The 12340-nt window shown below is 70.5% G+C and carries 13 protein-coding genes and 1 riboswitch; of the genes, 9 read left to right on the top strand and 4 right to left on the bottom strand.

The features are described 5' to 3' along the window. The first annotated feature begins 25 nt into the window (after window positions 1-25). Both C4K88_RS07305 and C4K88_RS07300 read left to right on the top strand, forming a co-directional pair. Window positions 26-829 (top strand): CPBP family intramembrane glutamic endopeptidase, encoded by an 804-nt coding sequence (locus C4K88_RS07305; protein ID WP_104120981.1) that lies wholly within the window; start codon window positions 26-28, stop codon window positions 827-829. A gap of 134 nt (window positions 830-963) precedes the next feature. Beyond that, window positions 964-1251 carry a DUF1540 domain-containing protein gene (locus tag C4K88_RS07300; RefSeq protein WP_104120980.1) on the top strand — a complete coding sequence of 96 codons (288 nt, stop codon included), beginning with the start codon at window positions 964-966 and terminating at the stop codon, window positions 1249-1251. Here C4K88_RS07300 and C4K88_RS07295 read toward each other — a convergent pair. Continuing rightward, window positions 1248-1889, bottom strand: coding sequence for a VOC family protein (locus C4K88_RS07295; RefSeq protein WP_104120979.1), 642 nt, complete (start codon window positions 1887-1889; stop codon window positions 1248-1250). The genes C4K88_RS07300 and C4K88_RS07295 overlap by 4 nt on opposite strands. Window positions 1890-2044: 155 nt before the next feature. Further along, a riboswitch (SAM riboswitch) is annotated at window positions 2045-2161 on the top strand. 78 nt (window positions 2162-2239) lie between these two features. Here C4K88_RS07295 and C4K88_RS07290 point away from each other — a divergent pair. The 3 genes from C4K88_RS07290 (at window position 2240) to C4K88_RS07280 (ending at window position 5055) form a co-directional block, all read left to right on the top strand. Beyond that, window positions 2240-3556 (top strand): bifunctional o-acetylhomoserine/o-acetylserine sulfhydrylase, encoded by a 1317-nt coding sequence (locus tag C4K88_RS07290; RefSeq protein WP_104120978.1) that lies wholly within the window; start codon window positions 2240-2242, stop codon window positions 3554-3556. Between the two features lie 6 nt (window positions 3557-3562). Continuing rightward, window positions 3563-4702 (top strand): homoserine O-acetyltransferase MetX, encoded by a 1140-nt coding sequence (metX, locus tag C4K88_RS07285; RefSeq protein ID WP_241521764.1) that lies wholly within the window; start codon window positions 3563-3565, stop codon window positions 4700-4702. 110 nt (window positions 4703-4812) lie between these two features. Continuing rightward, on the top strand, window positions 4813-5055 hold the full coding sequence (locus C4K88_RS07280; protein WP_104120977.1) for a hypothetical protein: 243 nt from the start codon (window positions 4813-4815) through the stop codon (window positions 5053-5055). A 90-nt stretch (window positions 5056-5145) separates the two neighbouring features. Here the strand turns inward: C4K88_RS07280 and C4K88_RS07275 are convergent, their stop codons facing one another. Beyond that, complete coding sequence (locus C4K88_RS07275) at window positions 5146-5979, bottom strand: SGNH/GDSL hydrolase family protein (RefSeq protein ID WP_104121283.1); 834 nt, start codon at window positions 5977-5979, stop codon at window positions 5146-5148. Between the two features lie 125 nt (window positions 5980-6104). Between C4K88_RS07275 and C4K88_RS07270 the strand changes: the two genes are divergently transcribed. Continuing rightward, window positions 6105-6785, top strand: coding sequence for an alpha/beta hydrolase (locus C4K88_RS07270; protein ID WP_104120976.1), 681 nt, complete (start codon window positions 6105-6107; stop codon window positions 6783-6785). Window positions 6786-6800: 15 nt separating this feature from the next. On the opposite strand, the gene C4K88_RS07265 is transcribed toward C4K88_RS07270, so the two are convergent. Beyond that, window positions 6801-7037, bottom strand: a complete 237-nt coding sequence (locus C4K88_RS07265) for an RNA-binding S4 domain-containing protein (RefSeq protein WP_104120975.1) — start codon at window positions 7035-7037, stop codon at window positions 6801-6803. A gap of 40 nt (window positions 7038-7077) precedes the next feature. Here C4K88_RS07265 and C4K88_RS07260 point away from each other — a divergent pair, with 40 nt between their 5' ends. Then, a complete protein-coding gene (locus C4K88_RS07260; protein ID WP_438502333.1) occupies window positions 7078-8079 on the top strand; it encodes a DMT family transporter in 1002 nt (333 codons plus the stop codon). Window positions 8080-8128: 49 nt separating this feature from the next. Here the strand turns inward: C4K88_RS07260 and C4K88_RS07255 are convergent, their stop codons facing one another. After that, window positions 8129-9751, bottom strand: coding sequence for a M28 family metallopeptidase (locus tag C4K88_RS07255; RefSeq protein ID WP_104120974.1), 1623 nt, complete (start codon window positions 9749-9751; stop codon window positions 8129-8131). 276 nt (window positions 9752-10027) lie between these two features. Between C4K88_RS07255 and C4K88_RS07250 the strand changes: the two genes are divergently transcribed. Next, window positions 10028-11416: a glycine--tRNA ligase gene (locus C4K88_RS07250; protein ID WP_104120973.1), complete on the top strand. Its 1389-nt coding sequence runs from the start codon at window positions 10028-10030 to the stop codon at window positions 11414-11416. Next, window positions 11416-12327, top strand: a complete 912-nt coding sequence (locus tag C4K88_RS07245) for a GNAT family N-acetyltransferase (protein WP_104120972.1) — start codon at window positions 11416-11418, stop codon at window positions 12325-12327. The genes C4K88_RS07250 and C4K88_RS07245 overlap by 1 nt, the downstream gene beginning before the upstream one ends. The last annotated feature ends 13 nt before the right edge of the window (window positions 12328-12340 follow it).

The raw sequence follows: 12340 nt of genomic DNA, 5'->3' as shown, positions 1-12340 counted from the left end.
CGGGATCCGCTGGCAGGATAGCGGCATGACTGCCGGATCCTCGTCCTCCGCCGCCCCGCCCGCAGGCGATGCCCCCGCGGCCCCGCCGTCGCCGCGGCGGATCACCGCCGAAGTGCTGATCGTCCTCGGGCTCTCCCTCGGGCAGTCCGGCGTGTACGCCGCGATGAGCCTGGCGGACAAACTGACGCGCGGGCCCCTCGCCGGGCAGACCACCACCCTGAACCCTGTGCTCAACGAGCGCGAGTACTTCGACCTCGCCTACCAGCTCCTGGACATCGGCTTCGCGCTGATGCCCGTGGCCCTCGTCCTGTTCCTGCTCAGCGGGACCGGCGTCTCGGCCGTCCGGCAACTCGGCCTGACCTTCGACCAGCCGCTGCGCACCATCGGTGCCGGGGTGGGCCTCGCGGCGATCATCGCCGTCGGCACGATCGGCGTGTACACGGGGGGCCGCGCGCTCGGGATCACGACGGCGCTCGTGCCGGCCGCGCTCGACGACTACTGGTGGACCGTCCCCGTGCTCGTCCTCTCCGCCCTCCGGCATGCGGTGCTCGAGGAGGTCATCGTGGTGGGTTACCTGTTCATCCGGCTACGCCACCTCGGGTGGTCCACGCCGGCGATCATCATCACCAGTGCCCTCCTCCGGGGCAGCTACCACCTCTACCAGGGGTTCGGGCCGTTCATCGGGAACGTCCTGATGGGCCTGCTCTTCGCCTGGTTCTACGCCCGCACACGCCGGGTGATGCCGCTGGTGATCGCGCACGCCCTGATCGACATCACCGGCTTCGTCGGCTATGCGCTGCTCGGTCCGGTCCTCGACCTCGGCACGTGACGAGCGGGAACGGGACGCTCGTCGCCTCCTTTACGCACCGGAATCATGACTCAAATGATCGGAGGCCCCGGTGCTACGGTATGCACCACCGGGGCACCGGCACCGGGGCCCCGTCGGACCCGCCAGGAGGAACCATGACCGTCGTCACCAACGTCTCTGAGTGCACTGTCCACAACTGCTCGTTCAACCACGACGGCTGTACGGCCGTCGCCATCACGGTGTCCGGCACCGAGGAGCACGCCACCTGCGCCACGTTCATCGACACGTCCGCCACCGGCGGTCTGCCGAAGGTGATCGCGCATGTAGGCGCGTGCCAGCGCTTTGAGTGCACCTTCAACCATGACCTGCTGTGCAGTGCGCCGGCGGTGAAGGTGGGGCCCGGCGCGGACGCCGCCGACTGCCTCACCTACACGCACAGCTAGATCTCGACGCGCCCGTTGTCGGTCTCGAACGTCACCGACATGACGCCGGGCGTCCCGTTGGGGGCGATCCACTGGACCTGCACGTCGTCGAGGGTCTTCTCGACGTCCGTCCCGAGCCAGTCGGTCACCCGCTCGGACGAGCCGGCGATGGTCAGGCAGTCCAGCTTCACCGAGGCGGGGCGCGCCTTCGAGGGGTGGAGCTCCTCCGTGCCGTCGTCCCAGCGCAGCAGGTAGGGGACCTGAGGGTCCGCGATGAGCCCCTTGATGCCGATCTGCTGCCAGGTGAGCTCCTGGCCGTCCGGGAACTTCCGGTTGCCGGGGACGGCGCTGCGCCCGAGGCGCTCCTCGAACGGCGCGAGATCGTCGACGGCGACGCACCAGCCCATCCAGCCGCCGCCGGCTTCTGAGCGGGCGCGCACGGCCTGGCCGAACGGGGCCTTGTCCGACGCCGGGTGGTTGAGCACCTCGACGACCTCCAGGTACTGGCCGTTGACCAGGGGGAAGATCATGTTGCGGGTGCCGAAGCGGGGGTGCACACCACCCTTCACCGGCTCCACACCGAGCTTGGCCGAGATCCGCTCGGCCGTCGCGGCAAGTCCATCGGGTTCGCAGGCATAAGATACATGGTCCAGACGCATGCGGCTATCTTGGCACTAAGTGATGTGGGTCTCGACTAAGGCTTGCCTTACTCCCGAACGGCCGCTCGCGAGCCGCATCGCGGGTGCGTCCGCGGGCTGCTTCACGGAGGGTCACACGGTTGCCGGATCCGTCCTGATCGGCTTTCATGAAGTCAGGTCATGAGTGCCAGCACACAGCCCCGGCTTGCTGGCCGGCAACCCTCCAACCGCGGTGGGGTGCCCCGGGTGAAGACCAGGTCCGGCGTCTCATCGGCGCCGTTCAAGCGCGGGCTCCTGCGGGGTCCGGTCTCCTGGAGCGGCGTCCGCCGGCGGGAGCCGGACAGGCGGAGCCCCTGATCAGAGGGAGCACCATGTCCAACGATTGGTCCTTTGAAACACGCCAGATCCATGCCGGCCAGGTGCCGGATGCCGTCACCGGGGCGCGTGCGCTGCCCATCTACCAGACGTCGTCGTTCGTCTTCCCGAGCGCGGAGAGCGCCGCGAACCGGTTCTCCCTGACGGAACTGGCGCCCATCTACACGCGGATCGGGAACCCGACACAGGAGGTCGTGGAAACGCGCATCGCGAGCCTCGAGGGTGGCGTCGGTGCCCTGCTGCTGGCGTCCGGCCAGGCCGCCAGCACCTTCGCGGTGCTGAACGTCGCGGAGGCGGGGGACCACATCGTGGCCAGCCCCAGCCTCTACGGCGGTACCTACAACCTCTTCCGGCACACGCTGAAGAAGTACGGGATCGAGACGACGTTCGTCGAGGACCCCGACGACCTCGACCAGTGGCGCGCCGCGCTCCGGCCGAACACCAAGCTCTTCTTCGGCGAGGTGGTCTCCAACCCCCGGCAGGACGTCCTCGACGTCGAGGGCATCAGCGCCGTCGCCCACGAGTACGGCATCCCGCTCGTCGTCGACAACACGCTGGCCACCCCGTACCTGATCCGGCCCATCGAATGGGGTGCGGACGTCGTGGTGCACTCGGCCACCAAGTACCTCGGCGGGCACGGCAACGCCATCGCCGGGGTCATCGTGGACTCCGGCACCTTCGACTACGCGCGGTACCCCGAGCGGTTCCCGGGCTTCAACACGCCCGACGAGAGCTACCAGGGACTCGTCTACGCCCGCGATCTCGGGGTGGGCAGCGCCCTGGGCGCGAACCTCGCATACATCCTCAAGGCCCGCGTGCAGCTGCTCCGCGACCTCGGCTCGGCCGTCTCCCCGTTCAACGCGTTCCTCATCGCGCAGGGGCTCGAGACCCTGAGCCTGCGCATGGAACGCCACGTGGAGAACGCGCAGGCGGTCGCCGAGTGGCTGGAGGGGCACGACGACGTCGAGCGCGTCACGTACGCCGGACTCCCCGCGAGTCCCTGGTACGACCGCGGTCGGAGATACGGGCCGAAGGGCACCGGGGCGATCGTCAGCTTCGACATCGTCGGCGGGCTGGAGGCGGGGAAGCGGTTCGTCGACGGCCTCGAGCTGCACTCGCACGTCGCGAACGTGGGCGATGTCCGGTCACTGGTCATCCACCCCGCCTCGACCACGCACAGCCAGCTCGGCGCGGAGGCGCAGCTCACCGCCGGCGTACGGCCCGGCCTGGTGCGGCTGTCCGTCGGCCTCGAGAACATCGCCGACATCCTCGCCGACCTGGACGCGGGCTTCCGCGCCGCCAAGGGAGCCTGACCGTTCGTGACCACGTACCCTCCTGCCCCGTTGCCCGCCAGGACCGCCGACGCACCGCACGGGGACGGCCTGCTCCGCGTCGGGTCGATCGGGCCGCTGGTCCTCGAGACCGGCGGTGAGCTGCCCGACGTCCGGCTGGCGTTCGAGACCTGGGGGCGGTTGAACGAGGACGGCTCCAACGCCGTCCTCGTGCAGCACGCCCTGACCGGCAGCTCGCACGTGGCCAGGGGGGACGCGGAGGAGGAGGGCTGGTGGGACTCCCTCGTGGGTCCCGGCCGCACCGTGGACACCGACCGCTACTTCGTGGTCTCCGTCAACATGCTGGGAGGCTGCTACGGCTCGACGGGGCCGGCCTGCCTCGCACCCGACGGCACGCCATGGGGCGCACGGTTCCCCTTCGTCACCATCCGCGACGCCGTCCGCGCGGAGAGCCTGCTCGCCGACCAGCTCGGCATCGGGCGCTGGCACTCCGTCCTCGGGGGGTCGATGGGCGGGGCCCGCGCCCTCGAGTGGGCCCTGATGTTCCCGGAGCGCGTGGAACGGTGCGCCGTCATCGCCTGCAGTGCCGCCAGTTCGGCCGAACAGATAGCGTTCGCCCAGGCACAGCTGCAGGCCATCCGGCTCGACCCCGCCTACCGCGGCGGCGACTACTACGACGGCCCGCATCCGGAGGCGGGCCTCGGGGTCGCCCGGCGGATCGCGCACATCACCTACCGCGCGGAGCAGGAACTCGAGGCGCGCTTCGGTCGCGCGGAGCAGGACGCCGAGCGGCCCCTTGGGTCCGTCCTGCCCGCCGACCGCGGCCGGTACCAGGTGGAGAGCTATCTCGACCACCAGGCCGACAAGCTCGTGGACCGCTTCGACGCCAACAGCTACGTGATCCTCACGGAGGCGCTCATGAGCCACGACGCGGCGCGCGGGCGCGGAAGCCTGGAGGACGCGCTGGGGGCGGCGGCATCGGAGTTCTTCATCGCCGCGGTGGACACCGACCGGCTCTACTTCCCGTGGCAGTCGCAGCGGCTCGCGGCGGCACTGCCCGGCGACGTCCCCGTCCACCTGATCTCCTCGCCCGTGGGCCACGACGCCTTCCTCACCCAGATCCACCAGCTCGACGACCAGCTGCGGGCGGCCTTCTACTCGCGGTAGCCGAGTGCCCCGCCGAGCGCCTACGCTGGCAGTAAGCCTGCTTAGCACGTGGCGGGCACGGCCGGGCGAAGGCTCCGGACGGATCGATCGGCAAGAAAGAGGAGCTGTTCATGGAACTGAGCACCATCGGCTGGAACCAGGAAGCCCGCGACAAGATCCTGCTGGACGCGGACCGCGCACTGCAGGGCGCCGTCAAGGAGGCTGCGGAGACGATGGACGGGAAGTCCCGCGACGAGGTCTACGAGTTCCTCTTCCAGAAACTGCAGCCGCAGTTCGTGGACTTCAAGCCCGGGCCCGACCTCAGCGCCTGCGCCGACGCCGTGGCCAACGGCGAGGTCTCGCTCGAGAGCTGAGCAGGGGGCGGCGACGCCCGCGCCCGAAGGAGCAGCAGGAACCGGTCGGAGTCCCTCCGACCGGTTCCTGCCGTCCTCCCGGCGGGCGTCTCAGTCGAGGTGTGCGCCCGACGCCTCGGTCCGGTCCGCGGTGCCCGGCGGCATGCCCGGACCGAAGATGGGCCCGGGCTCGAGGCGCTTCGCGGTCACGCCGTCGCCCGAGGACTGATGCCGGAGCCGCCGCAGAACCCAGGGGACGAGGTGCTGGCGTGCCCACACGAGGTCCTCGGCCCGCGCCGTCCGCCATTTCCGTGCCGGCAGGTCCTTGGGCTGCAGCGGCAGCAGGGTGTGCCGGACGGCGAGGGTGTCGAGCACCATCATCGCGATGGTGTGGTGCCCGAGGGGGGAGAAGTGCAGCCGGTCCGCATCCCACATCTGCGGGTTCGTGAGCTGGCGCAGGGCCCACATGTCGCCGATGACCGCTTCGTGCCGCGCGGCGATCGTGCGGAGGTTCTCGTTGTAGATGGCCGTCTTCGCCCGGACGCCCCCGAGGACGGTCTCGCGGACGTCGGGGCCGGTGAGCAGGACGACGGTCGCGCCCGATGCGGCAAGGGTCCCCACCACGGGGTCGAGCTTCTCGGCGAGCAGGTCCGGGTCCCCGCCACGGCGCAGGAGGTCGTTGCCGCCGGCGGAGATGGTGACGAGGTCCGGATGCAGGGCCAGGGCCGCGTCCACCTGCTGGTCGATGATCTGCTGCAGCAGGCGCCCCCGCACCGCGAGGTTCGCGTAGGCGAAGTCCGCCTGGCCCCGCGCCAGCTCCTCCGCGGTGCGGTCGGCCCAGCCCCGGTTGCCCCCGATGCTCTCCGGGTTGGGGTCGCCGATGCCCTCGGTGAAGGAGTCTCCCAGCGCCACGTAGCGGTGCCACGGATGGGGGTCGGGGTTGATGCCGGTATCCGCCGTCGGGGAGTGCGCCTCGGGTGCGGGGTCGTGGGGTACGGGGGTCTCGTCTGCTGAAGGACTCACGGGGCCAGCGTACGGCCCTGCGGGGGAGAGGTGAAAGGATGGGAACCATGACCGAACCTGCCACCGGCACCACCGCGCCCTCCGCCGACCACCGCACCCCCGCGGTCCTGTGGTCGAAGCCGGAGTCCGAGCGCTCGGGCACGCCCCTGCTCGTCCTGTTCCACGGCTACATGGCCGACGAGCAGGACCTCATGGGTCTCGCCGACCACCTGCCCGCCGATTTCACCGTCGCCTCCGTCCGCGCACCCCTGCCGGCGGGACCCGGCTACTCCTGGTTCCCGCTCGCCCGTGAGGGCGGCTATTCCGTGGAGCGCGTGGTCGAGAGCGTCACCGCTGTGGCCGGCTGGCTCGACGACGTCCGCGGGGACCACTCCAGCGTCAGCCTCCTCGGCTTCTCCCAGGGCATGGCGGTCGCGACGTCGCTCCTGCGGCACCGGCCCACGGACTTCGCGTGCGTCGTCGGGCTCTCCGGGTTCACCGTGCCGTCGGAGGGCCACGCGTTCTTCCGTGACGACGAGGCCGCGGCGGCACCCGTGCAGTTCTTCTGGGGACGCGACCAGGAGGATCAGGTGATCACGCCCGAGATGATCGAGCCCACCCACGCCTGGCTGGTGAAGCACACGAAGCTGACGAAGATCCTCTACCCGAACATGTTCCACAGCATCAACCAGCAGGAACTGGCCCACGTCCGGGAGTTCCTCACCATGACGGTCCTCGGCCGCCGCTGAGCTGGGCAGCGGCCGTCACGCCTCCGCGCGGCTGATCCGGATCGTCTGCCCGTTGACGCTGACGGTGTCCCCGGCATGCAGCTGGCGGCCGCGGCGCTCCTCGATCTCACCGTTCACCTGTACGAGTCCGTTGTCGATCAGTGTCTTGGCCTCGACGCCGTCCTCCGCGAGGGAGGCGAGCTTCAGTGCCTGCCCGAGCCGGATCATGTCGTCACGGATGGGCAGGTCGGCGGTGGCTGGGTTCTCGGTCATGCATCCCATCATGCCGGACGCGCCGCACTAGGCTGGACCGGTGTCTGCCACCCCCGTGCTGTCCCCGGCCCCCGTGCTGCCCGCCGCCCTCGGTCTCCCGCTCGCCCTCGTCGCCGGGCTCGCGATCCCCGTCCAGGGCAGGATCAACGGCGCCCTGGGCACCGCGCTCGACGACGGCATCGCCGCGGCGCTGATCAGCTTCGGAACGGGACTCGTCGTCATGATCGTCCTGACACTCGCACTGCCGAGTGCGCGGGCGGGTGCCCTGCAGATCATCCCGTCCGTCCGGGAGCGGCGCTTCCCACCCTTCTACATCGCGGCCGGAGCCATCGGGGCGTTCTTCGTGTTCTCCCAGTCGCTGACCATCGGCATCATCGGCGTGGCCCTCTTCACCGTGGCGACCGTCATGGGCCAGTCGCTCAGCGGCCTCCTCGTCGACAGGGCAGGGATCGGGCCCGGCGGCAGACGCGCCGCGACGCCCATGCGGATGATCGGCGTCGTACTGACCGTGCTGTCCGTCATCTGGGCCGTGTCCCCGCGGTTCGGGGCCGCCGGAGACGTCTCGGCCTGGCTGATCCCCGTCCTCCTGCCCGTCCTCGCCGGGGTGCTGATGAGCTTCCAGCAGGCCATGAACGGGACGGCGGCGCTCCACTACGGGACGCCGCTCGCGGCCACGCTCATGAACTTCATCGCCGGCACCGTGGTCCTGCTGGCTGCGTGGCTGATCAGGGTCGCGGTCGCCGGGTTCGGCAACCCGCTGCCCACGGAGTGGTGGTACTACCTCGGCGGTCCCATGGGCTGTATCTTCATCGCGCTCGGTGCGCTCCTGGTGCGGAGCCTCGGCGTCCTGCTCACGGGGCTGTGCATGATCGGCGGCCAGCTCGTCGGCTCGCTCCTCCTCGACCTCGTGGTTCCCGCGCCGGGCACCATCGTGGTGTTCGCCACGGTCGCCGGTACGCTCCTGACCCTCGTGGCGATCATCCTCACCACGCTGCCCTGGCCGCGGCGCGCCCGGGCCCCGCAGACGGACGGCAGGGGCTGACCCCTGAGGATCAGCCCCTGCCGCGTACGGTCCTGTTCAGCGGTCCTGGCTAGCGGTCCGCGAGGTCGTGGTCGTGATCGTGCTCCGGGTGGAGCCCGCCGCCACTCTCGGTGCCGCCGCCGAGGGGGTTGCCCTCGAAGCGGTCCTTCGGTCCCTTGCCCTTCACCGAGGCGCCGGCGCCGTTCACATCCAGCGTGCTCATGGCGTAGGTCACTGTGAGGTGGGCGACGGCGTCGCTCATCTGGTCGAGGGCCGTGAGGCTGAGGTTGTCGGTGTCGTCGCACGCCGCGTGGTAGCAGGCGTCGTACGGGGCGCCCGCGACGCCGCCGAAGAGCGCCGCCTGCTCGGCGGTCTTGATCCCCTCGGCACCCGTGAACAGGCCGCCCGCCGGGATGCCCTCGGCGATGAAGGGCCCGTAGTCGCTGCGGCCGCTGAACGCGGTCTCCCCGGAGGCGAGGCCCACCGAGGCGAAGTAGTCGTGGAAGTCCTGCTCGATCTGCCCGGAACCGGCGGGTCCCTCTGCTGCGCCCGGGCCGACAGGGAAGGCCGAGTTGTCGCCGTCGTACACGAACCGGCCGAAGTTCGGCGAGCCGATCATGTCGAAGTTGAGGTAGAGGCCCACGGAATCCAGCTGGTCCTTCGCGACGAGGTCGGCGACGTAGTGCTCGGAGCCGAGCAGGCCTTCCTCCTCCGCTCCCCACCAGGCGAAGCGGACCTTGTTCGCGGTCTTGACCTTGCTCATGCCCTCGGCCACGGCCAGGATGCCCGCGCTGCCCGTCCCGTTGTCGTTGATACCCGGGCCCGCCAGGACGCTGTCCAGGTGGGCGCCGATCATGACGACGTTGTCGGGGTTGCCGCCGGACGTCTCGGCGATCACGTTGTACGTCTCGCGGTTCTCCGAGATGGTGTCCACCACGACCCTGCCGGTCACGTCGTCACCGATCAGGTCGGTGCCGGCGGCGAAGCTCGCCCCCACCACCGGGATGCCCACGAGGTCCGGTGCTCCGAGCGTGCCGGCGACGGCGCCGGTGTTCGCCCCCACCCCGGTGTTGAAGATGATGACGGCGGTGGCGCCCGCCTCCTCGGCGTTGGCGGCCTTGACCGCGAAGGTGCAGCCGCCGCGCTGGATCAGGGCGATGGAGCCGGGCGTGAAGCCGGCGAAGTCGGCCGCCTCGCAGCCGCTGGTGCCGGTGGCGCTCGCCGTGCCGGTCGTGTCGATGGCCTCGATGGCCCCCGACGCCTCGCCGGCGCCGGAGTAGGTCATGGTGGCCACGTCGTCGGGGCCGTAGGTGACACCGTCGGGTGTGGACTGCTCCAGCACCGCGGGGCTCAGTTCCGCGAAGAACGGGAACAGGAAGGGCTGGACGGTGGGCTTGTAGCCCGCGGCGGTCAGCTTCCCGACGATGTAGTCCACCGATGCGGAGTAGCCCTCGGTGCCGGAGGACCGGGTGTTCCCGTTGGCCTCGGCGATGGCATCCAGGGCCGTGAGGTGGCCCACCACCTTCTCCACGGTGACGGCGGAACGGAGCTTCTTCGAGGAGTTGTTGTTGCTGGCGTCGTAGGTCGGGGCGGCGTTCGCCGCGAAGCTGCCACTGGCCACGAGGGCAACGCTGCCGGCGAGGGCCAGTGCCGAGCGTCCCAGGCGGGCGCGCGGCGGTAGGGATAGGGTCATGGGGAGTCCTCAGGATGCGAGCGCCCGGTCGGTCCGGACTGGGGTGACATGGATCACACGCCACAGTGGACCCAACCTAGGAACAGTTCGGGGCCGCGTCAAGGCCCGGGGGCCCGAGTGCTGCCCGCTGCTGCGGCAGCGGACCCGGGCGGGCAGGGCGGACCCGGTAGGCTGGCGGGGAGCCTCCGCGCCCGTCCACCGGGCCGGATCGCCCGATCCACGCGACCCCCACCAGCGGACCGCACCCAGCGGCCTGCCCAGAACTGGAGACACACCATGGCAGCAGCCAAGTCAGCACTCGACCCCATCATCTCGCTCGCCAAGCGGCGCGGCTTCGTGTTCCAGTCGGGGGAGATCTACGGCGGTTCACGCTCTGCCTGGGACTACGGGCCGCTCGGCGCCGAGTTCAAGGAGAACATCAAGCGGCAGTGGTGGCAGACCATGGTGCGCGGCCGCGAGGACGTCGTCGGGCTCGATTCCGCCGTCATCCTTCCCCGCCAGGTCTGGGAGGCCTCCGGGCACGTCGACGTCTTCAGCGATCCTCTGGTCGAGTGCCTCTCCTGCCACAAGCGCTACCGTGCCGACCACCTCGAGGAGGAGTACGAGGAGAAGAAGGGCCGCGCCCCGGAGAACGGGCTGAAGGACATTTCCTGCGCCAACTGCGGCACCCGCGGCCAGTGGACGGAGCCGCAGGAGTTCTCCGGGCTCCTGAAGACCTTCCTCGGGCCGGTGGCCTCCGAGGAGGGCATGCACTACCTCCGCCCCGAGACGGCGCAGGGCATCTTCGTGAACTTCAACAACGTCCTCACCACGGCGCGGAAGAAGCCGCCGTTCGGCATCGGTCAGATCGGCAAGAGCTTCCGCAACGAGATCACCCCGGGCAACTTCATCTTCCGTACGCGGGAGTTCGAGCAGATGGAGATGGAGTTCTTCGTCGAGCCGGGCACCGACGAGGAATGGCACCGGTACTGGATCGAGCAGCGGCTCTCCTGGTACACCGACCTCGGCATCGCCCCCGACAACCTCCGCCTCTTCGAGCACCCGCTGGAGAAGCTCAGCCACTACTCCAAGGGCACCACGGACATCGAGTACCGCTTCGGCTTCGCCGGTTCCGAGTGGGGTGAGCTCGAGGGCATCGCGAACCGCACGGACTTCGACCTGTCCACGCACTCGAAGCACTCGGGCACGGACCTCGGCTACTTCAACCAGGCCACCAACGAGCGCTACACGCCGTACGTGATCGAGCCCGCCGCGGGCCTGACCCGCTCCTTCATGGCGTTCCTCGTGGACTCGTACACCGAGGACGAGGCTCCCAACGCCAAGGGCGGCGTGGACAAGCGCACCGTGCTGAAGCTCGACCCGCGCCTCGCGCCCGTCAAGGCCGCCGTCCTGCCGCTCAGCCGCAACGAGGACCTCTCCCCGAAGGCCAAGGACCTCGCCGCCCAGCTGCGGAAGTCCTGGAACATCGAGTTCGACGACGCCGGCGCCATCGGCCGCCGCTACCGCCGCCAGGACGAGATCGGCACACCGTTCTGCATCACCGTGGACTTCGAGACCCTGGAGGACCAGGCCGTGACCATCCGCGAGCGCGACAGCATGGCGCAGGAGCGCGTGTCCCTCGACAGGGTGCAGGGCTACCTCGCCGAGCGCCTGATCGGCGCCTGATGGCCCTCGAGTACCGCGCCTGGCAGGACGGGGACGACCTCGAGCTCCTCCAGCTCTGGGGAGGCCCGGAATCAACGGCCGCCGAGCAGTTCCGCGGCTCGTTCCGCCCGTCGTCGGACAGCCCCTGGAACCGCTGCATCACGGCGGTCGACCAGGGCGTGCCCGTGGCCGCCGGCTGCGCGTACGGGGCGGCCCTCCACCCGGACCGGCTCTGGTGCTACATCGAGGTCGCCGAGGACCACCGGCGCACCGGCGTCGGCTCGACGCTCCTGACGATGCTGCAGCACGAGGCCGCGGCGTCACCGTCCGGTGTCACGGCCCTGCGGTCCAAGGTGTCGCCCGGCACCACCGGCGCGGCGTTCGCCGCGGCCACCGGCTTCGGCGCCCTGCAGCGCTCACGGCTCGTCACCGTCGCCCCGGGTGCCCTCGCGGCGCCCGCCTTCGACGACGCCGCCGGGCCGCAGCTGGAGGAGGCGGCCACCGGATCCGTGGAACTCACGCGCGCCCTCGCGGCCTTCTACGCGTCCGTCCACGCCTGGGACCGGGCGGACATCAGCCTGGGCCGCGCCCAGCAGCTGTTCCTCGGGGACGCCAGCGGCGCAGGCGGAGCGATTGTGCTACGGGACCGGCCGAAGGCCGACGGCGGGACCATCGCGGCCTTCGCGGTCAGCTACACGCAGGCCCGGACGGACGACCCCGCGGACGTGCTGCTCGGCTACGACACGACGCTGCCGCCGCAGGAGCAGCAGGCCGCCGTCGCCACCCTGATTGCGATGCTCGTGCACCAGTACCCCATCCAGCTGGAGGTCGACGACGCGATGGAGGCCCTCGCCGCCGTCGTCGACCCCCTGCTGGCCACGGGTGCGGCGCGGCTCGCCGGGCCGGAGACGCTGGTCGTCGCGACGGCCTGACCTGTTCCTCGGC

Source organism: Arthrobacter pityocampae, assembly GCF_002927275.1.
GTDB lineage: Bacteria > Actinomycetota > Actinomycetes > Actinomycetales > Micrococcaceae > Arthrobacter_D > Arthrobacter_D pityocampae.
This window is presented reverse-complemented; position numbering and strand designations above follow the sequence as displayed.

Excerpts from the sequence above, each read along its gene's own strand:
- C4K88_RS07305 (WP_104120981.1), top strand. The coding sequence starts at position 26 with ATGACTGCCGGATCCTCGTCCTCCGCCGCCCCGCCCGCAGGCGATGCC.
- C4K88_RS07300 (WP_104120980.1), top strand. The coding sequence starts at position 964 with ATGACCGTCGTCACCAACGTCTCTGAGTGCACTGTCCACAACTGCTCG.
- C4K88_RS07295 (WP_104120979.1), bottom strand. The coding sequence starts at position 1,889 with ATGCGTCTGGACCATGTATCTTATGCCTGCGAACCCGATGGACTTGCC.
- C4K88_RS07290 (WP_104120978.1), top strand. The coding sequence starts at position 2,240 with ATGTCCAACGATTGGTCCTTTGAAACACGCCAGATCCATGCCGGCCAG.
- C4K88_RS07280 (WP_104120977.1), top strand. The coding sequence starts at position 4,813 with ATGGAACTGAGCACCATCGGCTGGAACCAGGAAGCCCGCGACAAGATC.
- C4K88_RS07270 (WP_104120976.1), top strand. The coding sequence starts at position 6,105 with ATGACCGAACCTGCCACCGGCACCACCGCGCCCTCCGCCGACCACCGC.
- C4K88_RS07265 (WP_104120975.1), bottom strand. The coding sequence starts at position 7,037 with ATGACCGAGAACCCAGCCACCGCCGACCTGCCCATCCGTGACGACATG.
- C4K88_RS07255 (WP_104120974.1), bottom strand. The coding sequence starts at position 9,751 with ATGACCCTATCCCTACCGCCGCGCGCCCGCCTGGGACGCTCGGCACTG.
- C4K88_RS07250 (WP_104120973.1), top strand. The coding sequence starts at position 10,028 with ATGGCAGCAGCCAAGTCAGCACTCGACCCCATCATCTCGCTCGCCAAG.
- C4K88_RS07245 (WP_104120972.1), top strand. The coding sequence starts at position 11,416 with ATGGCCCTCGAGTACCGCGCCTGGCAGGACGGGGACGACCTCGAGCTC.